Here is a 16,671-nt window from a genome sequence, read left to right as displayed (position 1 = left end):
TGCTGGTCGTTCCTCTCGTAGGAACGTGGATCGAAATTCAGTAATGAGCGGGGAAGGAGAGTCTTTTAATATTTACCCGTGGTATAATTTGCCTCTTTATCTGGAAACACTCTATGTATTGGATAATTTCGGATAAAGGGGCTTTTTATGTTGAGAAGAATAAGAATTATATTATTTGTATTTTTAGCTATATTTTCATGTTTGCTGACGAGATTATGTTATATTCAGACAGTCGGAGGAGGACTATTATCTAAAGAGGCATCGGCTCAGAGAGTGAACAATGTACGGATTGAGAGTGTCAGAGGAGATTTTCTGGACAAAAACGGCATCAAATTTACCGGCAGGACTCAAAAGATAACAGCTGTGCTTAAACCGGCGCTGCTCAGGGATCAATCCCAGGTTATAAACCAGCTGTGTGCCATACTTGGCCTTGAGCCCGAAAAGACAATGGAAGAAATCCAGCGGAAAAATACACCCATATTAGTTGAGATAGATCAGGAGACAAAGGCTCTTATAACCTCCATGAACATAGAAGGGGTATCATTTGTCAATTCCTTAAGCAGGTATAACACCGATACAAAGGCCAAACATCTGCTTGGTTATCTTAACAAGGTTGATAATGTGGGTATTAACGGGCTTGAAAAGCTGTTTGAAAAAACGCTCAATTATGGTAAGGAGGACAGTATAGCAGTCATTACCGATGGAAGCAATGATTTGCTCACCGGTCTTGGATATAGAATCATTAAAGAGGATGACAAAAAGAACAGCAAGCTGGATATAAAATTAACACTGGATTATCACATTCAGGATATTATTGAAAAGGCTCTCGACAGCAGAAATCTGACCGGGGCGATTGTAGTTGAGAATGTCAAAACCGGCGATATTGTGGGCATATGCAGCAAACCGGATTTTGATCCCAATGATATTGAAAAATATCTCTCAAATAATAAAAGGCCGCTGTTCAACCGTGCAGTGGCACAATACAATATCGGTTCGGTTTTCAAGCTGGTGGACCTGGCAGCTATTTTCGAGCAGCAGCCCGATTACAATATGGTATTCAGCTGCCCGGGATACATCCAGATAGCCGATACCGAATTCAAATGCTCCTCATACGAAACAGGCGGACATGGCACGGTTGATATCAACACTGCCCTGGCCAAGTCCTGTAATGCGTATTTTATCAATATGTCACTGGACCTGGGTGCCGACCCTATTTTAAACATGTGTAAAAAATTTGGACTTGGTGAAAATACAACCTTGACAAAGCAGGGGCTAGGTGAAGCCAGAGGAATAATTCCCACGAAAGCCGACCTTCAAAATCCCGGTGACATTGCAAATATGTCAATAGGACAGGGGCAGATTATGGCGACACCGGTTCAGATTGCTGATATGGTCGCAACCATAGCCAACGGCGGTATTAAAAATAATGTTAATCTCCTGGACAGCGTTGTCAACAGCAGCGGAAACAAAGTAAGGGATCTTAGAGAGACCTCCCAGGAGAGAGTGATTTCAAAAGCCAGTGCCGACAGAATAATGGCCCTGATGGAGGGAGTCATAAGTGAAGGGACCGGGAAAAAGGCCAATATGGATAGATACGGCGGAGCAGGAGGAAAAACCGGAAGTGCTGAGACAGGGCAATACATCGATGGAGAAAAAATTATCCAGGCTTGGTTTGCAGGGTATTTCCCGGCAGGAAGTCCAAAATATTCGGTAGCCGTTTTTATCGAAGACGGAAGGAGCGGCGGTGAGGCTGCAGCTCCAATATTTGCAGAAATTGGATCGGAAATTATGAAACTGGGACTGTAATAAAAGACAAGCAGGGATTCCGATTAATAGAATCCCTGCTGTCTAGCTAATGATTTAACCAACGGTTAAGAAACTAACCGAACTGCTTTTGTTTTCCCTGCATTAATCCGTTACTGCTCTTATTAACTGCGGCCACCCTCTTGGAGCAGATGCAGTACCTCGAGCACTAATCGGACGCAAGAAATTTTCAATTACGGGTATGGCAGAAAAAAAGTTAAAAACCATCAACTTCATCATCTCCCAATGCTCGACATCAAAAACAACTTGCAAGTCCCATAATGCTAATTACATACATTGCTGCAGTATATTAACATCATAAAACCTTACTATCAATTACTGCGATTGATAGAGAAACAAAGAAGTCCAAAGGTATCATCTCCCAACTTTTTTGGTCAGCTAAACCTTTGCCCGGCGGATACATAAATATCCTATGAATACCTGAGTATCCAACGGATACATTTCTGTATCACAGTACATATTGTTTCTTAAATCAGGCTTTCTATTCGTTTGTTCACTGCCAATTTCTAGAATAAAGGCTGGTTGCGGGGTTTAACATTGTTTTTGTTGTTAAAATCCGAACCTTCATTATCCGGATTTCTATTTTTTTCGGATTTGTTTTTAGAATTGGACTTAGACGATTTTTTGTGTTCCTTATTTCCCTTCTGACTCATAAAAATACTCCTTTCTGCTATATTTATAAGCTGCTTATAATATATTTTGATGAATTGTCTTTTTTATTCAACTAATAATTCCTTTTATACTCCCTTCAAAATTAAATATAAATTTAATGGGAGATATTAATCACAAGGTAAAATTGTTATAATTATATGGTCGGTCAAGCAATTCATACCAATGGTATAATTGATATTTGTTCTATAACAATTTTAAAAATTAAGGCAAGAGGCTGAAAAAATTATAAAATGAGTAGAGGAGGTTACCCGGCCCATGCCATTTCGTTTATTGTGTTTTGTACGAAATGCCGGACACGGGTGTATTTATGGAAGCTAAAAAAGTTGCTGAAATTGCAACATCTGCCGGTGAAATTCTTTTGAGTAACGGTGCCGAGGCATACAGGGTGGAGGAGACAATAAAGAAGATATGTTCTTCCTATGGTTTTAACGGCGAATGTATTTCCACCTCCACAGGTATTTTTATTTCAATATCCGACCAGGAGGGGGAATTTGTAACTTCGGTAAAAAGAATTAATCTAAGACGTGTTGATCTTTACAGGGTTGAACTTATAAATTCCTTTTCAAGAGGCCTTGCTGAAAATCCTCTGCCTTACGAGGAGGCTAAAAACAAGCTGAGGGAGATATATAATGCGCCCAATTTTTCACTGGGTATCAGGCTTTTGGCGGCAGGACTGACGGCTTTTTCATATGCCATATTTTTTAACGGAGGCATTTTGGATGCGTTGGTCTCACTTTTAATAAGCTTTGGAATATACCTGCTTTTGGAATATATCTCTAAAATAGGCGCCTTTCAATTTCTGGAGTACTATCTTTCAGGTTTTATAATAGGAGCGGTAAGCCTTGCAATTGGTTCGTTTTTTCCCCAGATCAACAAGGATAATGTAATAACAGGCGCAATAATTGTTCTCCTGCCCGGAGTGGCACTGACCAACGGGATCAAGGATTTGCTTTATGGGGATTATGTTTCGGGATTTGCAAAGTTGGGAGAAGCTATACTGATCATAGTGGCCATGAGCGTGGGAATCGTAACGGCACTTTCCATTTTTATGAAATGGTTTTAAACAAATTCATCAGCTTAATTAAAGTTATGGATGATAGATGGAGGCTAGGTATCTATGTCAACCGTTCAATTATTACAGGTTGTTATTGCGTTTTTCGGAAGTATATTTCCTGCTGTTTTATTTAATATAGACAGAAAGAAAATAGGTTGGGCAGGTTTAAGCGGTGCTCTGGGCTGGCTTGCGTACCTGCTGGTTTTTAACGTCACTCAAAATGCCATTGCTTCTACCTTTGTTGGTGCAGTAGTTGTGGGCTGCTACAGTGAGTCACTGGCGAGAAAGCTTAAAACCCCGGCCTTTGAGTTTCTGATACCGGGAATATTTCCGCTCGTGCCGGGGTTTACGGCGTATACCGCGCTGAGGTATATTGCTGAAAACAATATGTCCCAGGCATTGAGCAAAGGGGTTCTGGCATTGGCCGTAGGCGGAAGCATAGGTTTTGGAATAATGCTGTCCACCACTATATTTAAGTTCTTTACAAAATTGAAAAATATAAGGCTGTATGGGAAAAGTTGAAAGTGGCCATATTATGCACTATAATGAAATAATTAGAAAATAATGGAAAACTGAAAGAGAATAGAAAATTTAAAAATTTTAATGGTATGGCTGGATAGTTGGAGGATATTTAATGGAAGAGCTTGCGATATCAATCCGGGAACTATATATGAGTTACGGGTCAAAACAGGTTTTAAAAGGAATCAGCATTGATGTTCCAAAGGGGCAGATAATAGGTTATATCGGGCCGAACGGCGCAGGAAAGAGTACTACGGTAAAGATATTTCTGGGACTGCTGACCGGCTATAAAGGTGTCGTAAAGGTAATGGGAGAGGACATATCAAATGGAAGTGTAGAATATAAAAGAAAAATCGGTTATGTACCTGAGACCGCAGAAATATTCGACAATCTCACCGCCCGTGAATACATAACCTTTTTGGGCCAGTTGTACGGCATGGCATATGAGGAGACCGATAAAAAGGCATATAAGCTGATGGAACTGTTCGGTATAGAACAGGTATATGACTCAAGGATCACGTCCTATTCCAAAGGTATGAAGCAGAAGGTACTGCTCATTTCAAGCCTTATTCACAATCCGGATATTTTATTCCTGGACGAGCCCCTGAGCGGACTGGATGCCAACAGCGTTATGGTCTTTAAGGAGATCATGAGCCATCTGGCCAGACAGGGCAAGACAATATTCTATTCCTCCCACATAATGGAGGTGGTTGAAAAGATAAGCGACAGGATAATTCTTATCAACAACGGCAGCATTGTTGCCGACGGAACCTTTGACCAGCTTAAGGATCAGAGTAAGGAAGGCAGCCTTGAAGATATTTTCAACCAGCTGACCGGTTTTGACAAACATAAGCAGCTGGCCGATGAATTTGTAAATATAATAGGAGCATAAAATGAAAGAGTTTGTTTTGATAAGACTGCTGGACAAAACAGCCGGGGCTTTGAAAAAAAATGATATTGATTATTTGCAGCTGAGAATGATCCTGAAAATAAAGCTGACTCTGGACTCCAGAAATGTGCCTACAGTACTGTCGGGCACAAGAAATATTGAAAACAGGAATATCCCGCTGCTGTCCATGTTTATGTATGGCTTTATGGGACTGATGATATCAATTTTCGTTTGGGTCCCATTTTCTACCTTCTATAAAATGAATATTATTCTTGGCATGATTATTTTTATGATTCTTGCTACGATGATATCCGATTTTTCAACTGTTTTACTGGATGTTAAAGATAAAAATATACTGATGCCGAGACCTGTTAAAGAAAAGACCCTGAAACTGGCCAAAACCATTCATGTTTTTTATTATTTGGTCAGAATAACCCTGGCGCTTTCAGGCCCTACTATCGTAATGTGCTATTTCAAGTACGGCATGTTGTTTTCTCTGGTTTTTCTGCTGGAGATTATTCTGATTTCCGGTCTGGTAATGTTTCTGACTTCCATACTTTATTTCCTGATTCTCAGACTCTTTGACGGTGAGAAGCTGAAGGACATAATAAATTATTTTCAAATAACTCTTACAGTCTTTATAACCATTGCATATCAGTTTATAGGCAGAATGTTTGATGTTTCGGAAACCAGCGTGCATTTTGTTCCCAAATGGTGGAACTACCTGATACCGACAACCTGGTTCGCAGCGCCGCTGAATATGCTTGCCGAAAAGGATTTTGCAGGTTTTTATATGTATTCGGCAGCTTTAGCAGTGATAATACCTGTTATTTCCTTTGGAGTCTATATAAAATACATCGTTCCTTATTTTGAAAGGAATTTGCAAAAGCTGAACAACAGCAGCGGCAAAAATCAAAAAAAGGAAAGGAACTCCGGACTGCAAAAACTTGTTTCCGCTGCGGCTTGCCCTGATATGCAGGAAAGGGCTGTCTTTAAGTTTACCCGGGACATGATTTCAAGCGAAAGGAAGCTGAAGCTCCAATTATATCCAAGCCTTGTTTTTGCCTTTATAATGCCGTTCATTTTTATATTTATGAACCTGTTTAAAGGGAATTTTGCAGAAGGACTTGTTAGAATAAAAGGAAGTAACACATATCTCTGTGTTTACATCGGCATAGCCATGGCAAGTATTTCGGTCAGCTTCATAAGTAAAAGCGAAAAATTCAGGGGGGCATGGATATATAAGGCCTTACCGGTTGAAAAGCCGGCCATTATATTAAGAGGTGCTCTGAAAGCTTTTATATTTAAGTTCAATTTGCCACTGATCACCGTTCTGAGTCTGGCATGCGTGCTGTTGTACGGACCCCGTATCATTCCGGATATCATTCTGATGTTTATAAATATGCTTTTACTGCTGATATGCTTTTTCAGAATAGCTGCTAAAAGCTTACCGTTTTCACAGGAATTCCAGGGCATGAAGCAGGGCACCAATGCAGCTTTGAGCTTTGCGCTTCTGTTTTTATCGGGATTTCTGGCTTTAATCCACTTTGGTGCCAAATTTATTCCCTTTGGTGTAACTGTCAACATTGCTGTCTCGGCAGTAATTACAATGATCATATGGCACTATTGTTTCAAAACCGACTGGAATGATTTGGAATATACTTCCTGACTGCAATTTATTTCATTGGTTTTAAAAGCAAGTGATGCCGGGATGGAAGTCCGACTTGACACAGGAATAGAAATCTTTTAAAATTTAAATAATTAAAAAAGCGCAAAATGGGGAACACCACCGAAAGGGTGTTCCTTGTTTTGTGCTTTTTTGTTTAATAGAACACATTAAATAACTCGTTGTGCCAGTTAAATTTTGTGGATGCTTTCAGTTATAAATAGCTGTTGCCTGATTGGGATACAGCTTCAAAAAAAACGTATTATCAATAACATGTGTTTGGAGTAAGCCATACTATTTCAGGCAAGAGCTTCGTGGGCAATCCATGCTGGATACCGGACGAAAGCACTATTGATGGTGTGGAATTGACTTGAAGCTATTCTTTGAGGTCTGTACAGCTATTAAGCTGAAGACATATTAATTACCGGCATAATCGTTAATTACTGGGAGGTTGCAATGAAACTAAACGGAACAGATCACAAACTTGATAAAAGCCAGACCCTTGATGAATTTTTAAAGGCCCGGGGTTACAATCCTGCAATTGTGGCAGTGGAATTGAACGGACAAATAATCTCAAAGGGAGAATATGAGAATACCATCGTCGATGACAGGGCTGCAATAGAAGTAGTCAGATTTGTGGGCGGGGGCTGAATATGAGGATAACACTGAACGGCAGGAAAATAGAGCTGGATGCGGGTTGGGCCTTTGAGGTACGGGAGAGATACGGAAAACCAAACGACATTGTCATTTTAAACGGCTTTCAAATTGAAGAGGACTGCAAAATTTCGGAAAATGATATTTTGAATATTATCACCAAAGGCGTAATGCCCGGGAAAGATGAACTTGAAAGCATGATGATGGCAAGGCATACTCCCAGGGTACACAGCGAGGTGAAAAAAGGTAAAGTTGCTGTTGCCGGACTGGGCGGCCTCGGCTCAAATATAGCTGTAATGCTTGCCAGAGTCGGAGTCGGACAATTGCTGCTGGTAGATTTTGATGTGGTTGAGCCAAGCAACCTGAACAGGCAGAGCTACAGTATCAGCCACCTGGGAATGCCTAAAACTGCTGCTTTAAAGAAACAGATACAGGAAATAAATCCATTTGTAAAAGTTGAGCTGAGGGAGGTAAGGGTTACCGAAAACAATGTCAGGGAACTGTTTGGAGGCTATGACATTGTGTGTGAGGCTTTTGACAGGCCGGAGGCCAAAGCCGTCCTTGTGAATACTGCACTGGAGCAGCTTCCGGACATTAAGGTGGTGGCAGCTTCGGGTATGGCAGGCTGTGAAAGCTCAAACCTCATAAGAACTGTAAAACCTATGAAGCGCCTGTATTTATGCGGAGACCTGGAAAACGGAGCAGGAACAGGCAGCGGTTTAATGGCTCCGAGAGTCATGGTCTGTGCCGGACACCAGGCCAATATGGTTTTAAGATTATTGCTGGGGCTGGAAGAAGCCTGAAAAGCCTCCTTTGTTCGCCTTATGGCGGATATGGGAGTGGATAAAAACTCATTTATTTTTTGTGGCCGCTGTGCGGCTCAAAGCCGTAACAGGGTTAAGGAGGTTTAAAGATGACTGATAAATTAATAATTGGAGGACATGAGTTCAATTCAAGGTTCATATTGGGCTCGGGAAAGTTTTCTCTTGAGCTTGTAAAAGCGGTAATCGAACAGGGAGGGGCCGAAATGGTAACTCTTGCCCTTCGCCGGGCCAATGTGGGCGGAGAAGAAAATATTCTGGACTACATACCGGAAGGAATCACATTATTGCCCAATACTTCGGGTGCCAGAAACGCAGAAGAGGCTGTGAGGATTGCGCGCCTTGCACGCGAGATGGGCTGCGGCAGCTTTGTAAAGGTGGAGGTTATCCGGGATACCAGGTATCTGCTGCCGGATAACCATGAAACCGTAAGGGCAACGGAAATGCTGGCAAAGGAGGGCTTCATTGTTATGCCCTACATGTATCCCGATCTGAATACCGCAAGGGACCTGGCAAATGCGGGAGCTGCTGCGGTAATGCCGCTGGCTTCACCCATAGGCAGCAACAAGGGCTTGAGCACCAGGGATTTTATAAAAATCCTCATAGACGAAATTGATCTGCCAGTCATAGTGGATGCTGGTATCGGGCGGCCGTCCCAGGCATGTGAGGCCATGGAAATGGGGGCTGCTGCCGTCATGTGCAATACCGCCGTTGCCACGTCAAGCGATGTAGCCCTCATGGCAAGGGCCTTCAAGCTGGCTATACAGGCCGGGCGTGGCGCATATCTGGCCTGCCCGGGAAGGGTTCTGGAATACAGTGCCGAAGCGTCAAGCCCTTTGACAGGCTTTTTGGAGGATTAGATATGGCTGATATGGAGTATATGGAACATATGAATTATCTTGACGGCATGGAGGCTGTCAGTCCGGATATTATGAACAGGGTGCTTTCGCTGGCCGGCAGCTATGAATACGGCAAATATGCCGGCAAGGATGTGGAAAGAGCCTTAGGCAAAGAGCTGTTGACACCTGACGATTATGGGGCTGTCTTATCTCCTGCCGCAGTGCCGTATCTCGAAGAAATGGCACGCAAGGCATTGCTTGAGACAAGAAAGCACTTTGGGAATTCGGTTTGTTTATTTACGCCGCTGTACATCTCAAACTATTGTGAAAATGAGTGTGTATACTGCGGTTTTAACTGCAGGAACAAAATTCAGCGTGGCCGGCTGTCTATGGAGGAAATGGAAGAAGAGCTTCAGGCCATTGCCGCCACCGGCCTGAGGGAGATTCTGATTTTAACGGGAGAAGCCCGTAATGCCTCGGGTGTGGAATATATAGGGGAAGCCGTCAAGCGAGCTGCCCGCCGCTTTTCCACTGTCGGCATTGAAATATACCCTCTGAACTCGGAGGAATATGCCTACCTGAATAAATGCGGGGCGGATTTTGTTTCGGTCTATCAGGAAACCTATAATATTGATAAGTATGGACAGGTGCATTTGAGAGGACCAAAAAGGATATTCCCGTACCGTTTCAACGCGCAGGAAAGAGCCTTGCTGGGCGGAATGAGGGGCGTTGGAATAGGCGCCTTGCTGGGGCTGGACGACTTTAGAAAGGATGCCTTTGCGGCAGGGATGCACGCATATTTTCTTCAGCAAAAATATCCCCATGCCGAGATCTCCTTTTCGGTGCCCCGGCTAAGGCCATATATCAACAATTCCGGCAGCAATCCTGCCGGGGTTCATGAAAGGCAGCTTTTACAGGTCATGCTGGCCTACCGTTTATTAATGCCCTTTGCCGGAATAACCATTTCTACAAGAGAAAAGCCCAACTTCAGGGATCATATAATAGGTCTGGCGGCTACAAAAATTTCAGCAGGGGTAAGTGTGGGAGTAGGGGGGCACAAAAACCGTGAAAAGGGTGATGAACAGTTTGAAATCTCCGACTCCCGCAGTGTGGGTGAAATACATGAAATGATAGCAGGCAGGGGTTTACAGCCGGTATATACCGATTATGTGAGAGTATAGGAGAGCGTATGTTGATTTTGGTTACAAACAGGAAGCTATGCAGGGATGACTTTCTGGCACGGCTTGGCCGGTTGGCAGAGACAGGACCGGAGGCAATAATTTTGAGGGAAAAGGATCTGGAACAGCAGGAATATGAAAAGCTGGCACGACAGGTACTGTCAATCTGCGAAGAAAATAAAGTCAAGCTGATAATTAACAAAAATATCGATATTGCAGCAAAACTGAACATTCCCTTTATACATTTGTCAATGGAGGATCTGAGACTGAATAGGAACAGGCTGGGGCAGTTTAAATGCACAGGTGTATCGGTACACTCGGCAGATGAGGCTGTGGAGGCCCGGGAGCTGGGCGCCGGTTACCTCATAGCAGGCCATATATTTCCCACTGATTGCAAAAAGGGACTTCCGCCGCGGGGGATGGACTGTTTGAGAGAAGTGTGCAGCAGGGTCGATATTCCGGTATTTGCCATCGGCGGAATAACCCGGGAACGGGTACAGGCTGTCCTTGAAACCGGTGCCAAAGGCGTGTGTGTTATGAGCGAGGCTATGACCTGCCGTGAGCCCTCATGTCTTTCATTTTTTTCGGCAAAACAACATCAGATACTCTGAAAAAGTACATAAAATGTTAAGAAATTGTTAAGAGTCTGTGACTTTGTGCAGTACATGCCCTGTGGTATAATAGGGAAGATAAACAAATATGTTACAAAGGCAGAAAGTGAGACTCAAATGAAGAAAATAGTCAGAGTATTAATGGTTGCGGTAATATTTTTTTCGACATTCCTTGGAGTTGGTGCCGAGAAAGCAGCCCAGAACAATGGCATGCTTGACGTAAAAATCAATGTGGGCTTTAATGACGTGTACAAGATAGGATACTCTACACCAATCAATGTAAATATTAAAAACAATTCCAAGGACATCAACGGAGAAGTGGAAATACGTGTTCCAAGTTCGCCCGGCAAATATATGAGCTATGTGAAGCCGGTCAGCCTTCAAAAAGGCGCTGAAAAAAATATAACGATAAATGTGCCCATAGGCAATGACAGCAGGACGAAATATGCAGTGAATATTTATGACGGCGGGGAGCGGATTTTTGAGGATACCATTACTACAGTTGCCTCAAACAATGTCACCACTTTTATAGGTATACTTAGCGATGATTTTGACAGTTTGTCCTATATCAATTCAGTTCCTGCTTCCGCAGGGATTTCCCTGGTTACAAAAACCATAAAGCTTGACGAGAAGAATTTTCCCGAGGATATTTTTACTTTAAATGCATTTAATGTTTTAGTAATCAATGATTTTGACACTTCCAGGCTCAGTAAGCCGCAATACGAAATTTTAAAACAATGGGTAAGAAACGGCGGAACATTAATCATAGGAACGGGGTCTAAATATAACAAGACGCTTTCGGTGTTTAAAGATGACTTTATCGAGGGCTCTCAGGGAAATGTACAGGAAATATCAACTTCAAAAATATATGAGCTGGCCACAAACGGTGATAACAGGAATGAAACAAAGCTGGAGGTTCTGCCTTTAAATATCAAGGACAGCACCATAGTTTTGGAGGACCGGAATGTCAGTCTTGTACAGGCTCATGACAAAGGCAGGGGAGTAGTTGGTATACTGGCGTTTGACCTGGGAAAGGCACCTTTTGCAAACTGGAATAACAATACGGCTTTTATGGTAAAGGTTTTGGAACTTGTCAATCCGGGTTTGACAGGTACAAATGCAAACAGCGGCAATAATAACATCAATTCCTTCAGAAACAATACATATGCATTGCAGGAGGCGGTAAACCAGTTCTCTGAAATGGCCGCACCAAAAACCTCAAGTTATTATCTCATTTTGCTTGTCTATGTTTTGGTGGTCGCCCCTATAAGCTATTTTATTCTGAAGAAGCTTGACAAACGTGAATTGATGTGGCTTACCGTACCGGTTATGGCAATTATTTTCGGCGCAATAATATATGTGACGGGAAGCGGCACAAGACTGAGCCAGATAACTACGAATATTGTTTCATTTATAAGTATGGATAAGAATGGAAATGCCTCGGCCGATACTTATGCCGGTATTTTAAATACAAATAAATCCAGGGTAAAAATCTCAGGGCAAAATGGTGAAAGGCTGCTTCCGGTCAATAATAATTATTATTCCGACCAGACTTTTGAAAAAGAGGCCCTTGAAGCAACAATTTATGCAGGTGAAAACGGAAGGATAGAATACAAAAACAGCAGTCTGCTGGATACAAAAATTCTGCAGATACAGGAAAATTCCCTTGATATCGGGAAAATCGAAACCAATCTGAAATTAAAGAACGGTAAAATTACAGGCACCATTAAAAATTCTACAGGGTTGGAGCTGGCAGACTGTCTGCTTGTGATGCCTGACGGCTATTATAAAATCGACAGCTTGAAAAGCGGAGCAGTTGTAAATCTGGATACCATCACTCCGGGAAGACATGAAGGTAATTTTCACGTAATGATAGGAGAGGTGTTCTTTAGCCGGAGCTATCCAAATACCAGTGCAGCAGGGACAGACAGGAAGAGAAATTTGGATTTAAGGCAGGAGGGAAACATTCTTCAAAGAATGTCTGACTATGGAAACGGGCAAATTAACGGCATTACTTTTATCGGTTTCTCAAAAACCCAAATACATAAGCCCTTGCTTGTAAACGGTGCTCCTGCCAAAAAAAATGAAAGAAATTTATTATTCATGCCTGTTGACGTGAAGTTCACCGATGAAGGCAAAGTGGAATACCCGCTGGGTTTTGTACCTTTTGAAGTCATCAATACGTCAAATCTGAATTATGATATGGCAAGCGGCAGATTTTACGGAAGCGGTTCGGCGGAGTTGATTTACAAGCTTGACAGGAACATGCTGGTAGAGGAATTTGGGATAAATACCTCCGGCTTGCAGACCAAGTCCTTGGGTGCAGGCTACAGTATTTACAATATAAATAAGGAGACCTACGAAGCTGTTACCGATAAAGTAGTAGAAGGAGAGAGTTTAAAGGATTATTTAGCTCCCGGAAACACATTAAAAATGAAGGTTGAAGTTACCGACGGGGAAATCGGAGTACCTCAGATGTCTGCAAAAGGGAGGAGCAAATAATGCTTAGAATAGAAAATCTCTGTAAGAGCTATGGAAAGTTCCGTGCTGTAAATGACTTGAACCTTCATATACCCAAAGGTGAAATATTCGGGTTTGTGGGGCCAAACGGAGCGGGCAAAACTACCACGATGAGGATCATATGCGGACTTCTCGACGCTACCTCGGGAAAGGTATATGCCGATGGGATCGACGTAATTGACAGGCCAAAGGAGCTGAAACGCAAAATAGGCTATATGCCTGACTTCTTCGGGGTCTATGATGACCTGAAGGTAATGGAGTATCTGGAATTCTATGCATCCATATACAATATCAAGGGTGCCGACAGCAGAAAGATATGTCAGGACCTTCTCGAGCTGGTGGACTTAACCGATAAAAAGGACTTTTATGTGGACAGCCTGTCAAGGGGCATGAAGCAGAGGCTTTGTCTGGCCAGAAGCCTGGTTCACAATCCGGAGCTGCTGATTCTGGATGAACCGGCCTCAGGTATGGATCCCAGAGCGAGAATTGAAATGAAGGAAATATTGAGAACCTTGAAGAGTATGGGCAAGACTATATTGGTGAGCTCACATATTTTGCCCGAGCTTGCAGAGCTGTGTACAGCCATCGGCATAATAGAAAAGGGCAGGGTAGTTATGAGCGGCACTGTGGATGAAATCACCAGAAAGGTCTATCATACCCAAACCATACGGATAAAAGTAATAGACAGGTTGGAGGAAGCCATAAGGGTGCTTCAGGAGTATCCCGACATCGACGGGATAAACCCGGTGGGCGATAATGAAGTTGAAGCCTCCTTCAACGGTGACGAGGTATTCATGAATGCGCTCCTGGTCAGGTTAATACAGAATAATATACCGGTAACGGCCTTTAACCAATTGGACGGAAATCTTGAAGACATATTTATGAAGGTTACTGCAACAGGGGAGGTAGAACAATGAGCGCCAATACGCAAAAAAGGTATTTCAGAATAAATCCCGTACTGCTTAAAGAACTCAAGGTCAGGATGAGAAGCTGGAAAGCGGCAATCTTAATAGGTACCTACAATTTTGTACTCCTCCTGCTGACCATATTTATAATGAAGCTGACTATGAACAACGATATAGGAGCTCCCACCCAGGCAACCATATTTGGTACATATGCCTTTCTGGTGGCTGCACAATTCGGTTTGATAACGCTTATAGCTCCCGCACTTACCGCCGGGGCCATATCAGGTGAAAGAGAAAAGCAGACGCTGGATATCCTGTTGTCAACCACCTTGAATCATAGGTCCATAATTACAGGTAAATTATTTTCATCCCTGAGTCAGATCATATTGCTGCTGGTATCCTCCATCCCTGTGTTTTCAATAATTTTTCTATATGGCGGCATAGGTCTGGTACAGCTTTTACAGGTTTATCTGTTTTTTATCCTTATAGCGGTAACTCTTGGCAGTATAGGTATTTTCTTTTCGACTTTCATAAAGAAAAGTACCGCAGCAAATGTTTTGACCTATGCAGTTGTGGTTTTCCTGTATCTGGGCACCATTTTAATCTCGGTGTTTTATGTACAGCTGGTCATCATGCCAAACTATACAAACAGTCAATACGAAGGGACTTTCTGGGTATTTAATTTAAACCCTGCCGTGGCCCTGATCTCTCTGGTGATGGATCAGTTCCAGGAAGGCGGCGGAAGGGTGTTTCAGGGTTTGACCTTGACAGTCCAGCAGGGAAAGCTCCATCTGTGGCATATTAATGCAATATTCAATGCCGGTCTGTCGGTGGTGCTGTTGTTTTTAAGCGCCTTGAAACTCAATCCGGTTAAAAGGAAATGGTTGGGAAGAGGTAAAAAATGAATTTAAACAAGCCTTACGGAAAAATATCATATGTGCTTCGAAAGGCCCGTAACAGAATCATATTAAGCATAACCCTGCGGAATGTGACGGCAGGTCTGTGCACCGCGCTGGCGGCAGGGATTATTCTGGAGCTCCTCTCAAGACTTATACCCATATACAGGGTGTATGTCCTGTGGGGATATGCCGGTGCGGGCATTTTTCTGCTGTCCTTGCTCAGTGTTTTTTTATTCCTTCCAAAGAAAAAAGCAGTAGCCAGACTGCTTGATTCTTTTGGACTGCAGGAGAGGATCATAACTTCTCTGGAGCTGGAAAAGGAAGATTCGGAATACAAAGAGCTGTTGCTGGAGGATACCGTAAGCAAACTTGACACCGTTAATTACAGGGAAAAGATAAAATTGCTGCCAGATAAAAAGCTTCTGGCGGCAGTGATATTTCTCACGCTGGCTTTCGGCGCGACCGTGCTGCTGCCCCAGCCGCTGCTGGAAGAGGCCCGGCAGGCCCATGAATTAAACGCATATAAAAAGGAGCAGAAAAAGAAGGTAGAAAAAGCAGAGAAGGAAGTCGAGAAGAATACCGGGCTTACCCAAGTGCAGAAAAAAGATCTGCTGGACAAACTGGAAGCTTTGAAGCAGGAACTCAAAAAGTCCCAGGATACCAGGGCGGCCGATAAAGCCCTGGAAAAGCTTGCAAAAAAGCTGGAGCAGAAAATTGATAAAACAAAGGAAGCCGATTTGAAGAACCTTGCCGAAAAATTAGCAGGGAACAAGACAGCCCAGGCTTTGGCAGATGCTTTGAAATCCGAGAAAAAGGAAGAGATCGGGAAGGAATTTGAAAACCTTAAAAATAAACTGAAGTCTATGAGTGCCGCCGAAAAAAACGATTTTAAGGATACACTGTCAAAGGCTGCCGATTCCCTTGGGGACAGTGAGCTCAAGGACAGTCTGAATGGCCTGGGCGGCGCTCTGAACAGCGGAGATGAAAACGCAGTTAACAAAAGTGTTGATAAACTCAATGGAGCAGTCAACGACAGCCTTTCTCAAAAGAATATGAACAACGCTCTGGCGCAGGCCCAGAATGACTTGCAGCCCAATGCCGTCAATGCCCAGAATCAGGGCCAGAACTCCGGTCAGGGTCAAGGTGCCGCACAGGGACAAGGCCAGGGGAAAGCACAGGGACAGGGCAGCGGCACGGGCCAGGGTTCCGGTCAAGGTCAGGGGGCAGGCCAGGGTAAGGGTGCAGGTGGAAGCAGTGCGGGCAGCGGTACCGGGAACGGTGATGGAGGGGTTACACCCTACGGACAGGGAGGTATTGCAAACAAAGCTCCTTCTGCCGGACAGGAGAAAGAATATGAAAAGGTTTTTACTCCCTCCAGACTGGGCGGGCAGGGAGAGACCTCGGTAATAACGGGAAAAGGCAATAATAACGGAAAATCCGAAACGACAATAACAAATAATGCAGATGCCTCTTTAGGGGAGCTGATGCCGTATAATCAGGTAGTCGGCCAATACAGTGAGAGGGCTATGGAGAGCATGGATAATTCCTCCATCCCCGGGGGAATGGAGGATATAATTAAAAATTATTTTGCTTCGCTGCAGGATTGAAAAACTCATGGAG

The 16,671-nt window shown here is 43.3% G+C and carries 15 protein-coding genes; 14 read left to right on the top strand and 1 reads right to left on the bottom strand.

What is annotated here, in order from left to right:
* Nucleotides 1-147: 147 nt before the first annotated feature.
* The gene (locus T344_RS0116750; protein WP_027629666.1) at nt 148-1,806 is read left to right on the top strand and encodes a peptidoglycan D,D-transpeptidase FtsI family protein; all 1,659 of its coding nucleotides are present in this window, start codon (nt 148-150) and stop codon (nt 1,804-1,806) included.
* Nucleotides 1,807-2,330: 524 nt separating this feature from the next.
* On the opposite strand, the gene T344_RS31035 is transcribed toward T344_RS0116750, so the two are convergent.
* The gene (locus T344_RS31035) at nt 2,331-2,477 is read right to left on the bottom strand and encodes a hypothetical protein (protein ID WP_154669452.1); all 147 of its coding nucleotides are present in this window, start codon (nt 2,475-2,477) and stop codon (nt 2,331-2,333) included.
* A gap of 326 nt (nt 2,478-2,803) precedes the next feature.
* On the opposite strand from T344_RS31035, the gene T344_RS0116740 reads away from it, so the two are divergent.
* The 13 genes from T344_RS0116740 (at nt 2,804) to T344_RS0116680 (ending at nt 16,658) form a co-directional block, all read left to right on the top strand.
* Nucleotides 2,804-3,559, top strand: coding sequence for a threonine/serine exporter family protein (locus T344_RS0116740; RefSeq protein WP_027629665.1), 756 nt, complete (start codon nt 2,804-2,806; stop codon nt 3,557-3,559).
* 54 nt (nt 3,560-3,613) lie between these two features.
* On the top strand, nt 3,614-4,072 hold the full coding sequence (locus T344_RS0116735; RefSeq protein WP_027629664.1) for a threonine/serine exporter family protein: 459 nt from the start codon (nt 3,614-3,616) through the stop codon (nt 4,070-4,072).
* 112 nt (nt 4,073-4,184) lie between these two features.
* Nucleotides 4,185-4,961 carry an ABC transporter ATP-binding protein gene (locus tag T344_RS0116730; protein WP_027629663.1) on the top strand — a complete coding sequence of 259 codons (777 nt, stop codon included), beginning with the start codon at nt 4,185-4,187 and terminating at the stop codon, nt 4,959-4,961.
* A 1-nt stretch (nt 4,962) separates the two neighbouring features.
* A complete protein-coding gene (locus T344_RS28510; protein WP_051571969.1) occupies nt 4,963-6,627 on the top strand; it encodes a hypothetical protein in 1,665 nt (554 codons plus the stop codon).
* A 453-nt stretch (nt 6,628-7,080) separates the two neighbouring features.
* On the top strand, nt 7,081-7,275 hold the full coding sequence (gene thiS / locus T344_RS0116720; protein ID WP_027629662.1) for a sulfur carrier protein ThiS: 195 nt from the start codon (nt 7,081-7,083) through the stop codon (nt 7,273-7,275).
* A 2-nt stretch (nt 7,276-7,277) separates the two neighbouring features.
* The gene (gene thiF, locus T344_RS0116715) at nt 7,278-8,081 is read left to right on the top strand and encodes a sulfur carrier protein ThiS adenylyltransferase ThiF (RefSeq protein WP_027629661.1); all 804 of its coding nucleotides are present in this window, start codon (nt 7,278-7,280) and stop codon (nt 8,079-8,081) included.
* 110 nt (nt 8,082-8,191) lie between these two features.
* Nucleotides 8,192-8,959: a thiazole synthase gene (locus T344_RS0116710; RefSeq protein ID WP_027629660.1), complete on the top strand. Its 768-nt coding sequence runs from the start codon at nt 8,192-8,194 to the stop codon at nt 8,957-8,959.
* A gap of 11 nt (nt 8,960-8,970) precedes the next feature.
* Nucleotides 8,971-10,119, top strand: a complete 1,149-nt coding sequence (thiH, locus tag T344_RS0116705) for a 2-iminoacetate synthase ThiH (RefSeq protein ID WP_027629659.1) — start codon at nt 8,971-8,973, stop codon at nt 10,117-10,119.
* Between the two features lie 8 nt (nt 10,120-10,127).
* A complete protein-coding gene (locus tag T344_RS0116700; protein ID WP_027629658.1) occupies nt 10,128-10,727 on the top strand; it encodes a thiamine phosphate synthase in 600 nt (199 codons plus the stop codon).
* 117 nt (nt 10,728-10,844) lie between these two features.
* Nucleotides 10,845-13,229: a hypothetical protein gene (locus T344_RS0116695; protein ID WP_154669451.1), complete on the top strand. Its 2,385-nt coding sequence runs from the start codon at nt 10,845-10,847 to the stop codon at nt 13,227-13,229.
* Nucleotides 13,229-14,164, top strand: a complete 936-nt coding sequence (locus tag T344_RS0116690; RefSeq protein WP_027629656.1) for an ABC transporter ATP-binding protein — start codon at nt 13,229-13,231, stop codon at nt 14,162-14,164. Before T344_RS0116695 ends, T344_RS0116690 begins: the two co-directional genes overlap by 1 nt.
* Entirely contained in the window at nt 14,161-15,057 is an 897-nt protein-coding gene (locus T344_RS28505) for an ABC transporter permease (RefSeq protein ID WP_004625311.1), read from the top strand. The genes T344_RS0116690 and T344_RS28505 overlap by 4 nt, the downstream gene beginning before the upstream one ends.
* Entirely contained in the window at nt 15,054-16,658 is a 1,605-nt protein-coding gene (locus tag T344_RS0116680) for a hypothetical protein (RefSeq protein WP_027629655.1), read from the top strand. Before T344_RS28505 ends, T344_RS0116680 begins: the two co-directional genes overlap by 4 nt.
* Nucleotides 16,659-16,671 lie beyond the last annotated feature (13 nt).

This window comes from Ruminiclostridium cellobioparum DSM 1351 = ATCC 15832, from assembly GCF_000621505.1.
Lineage (GTDB): Bacteria > Bacillota > Clostridia > Acetivibrionales > DSM-1351 > Ruminiclostridium > Ruminiclostridium cellobioparum.
This window is presented reverse-complemented; position numbering and strand designations above follow the sequence as displayed.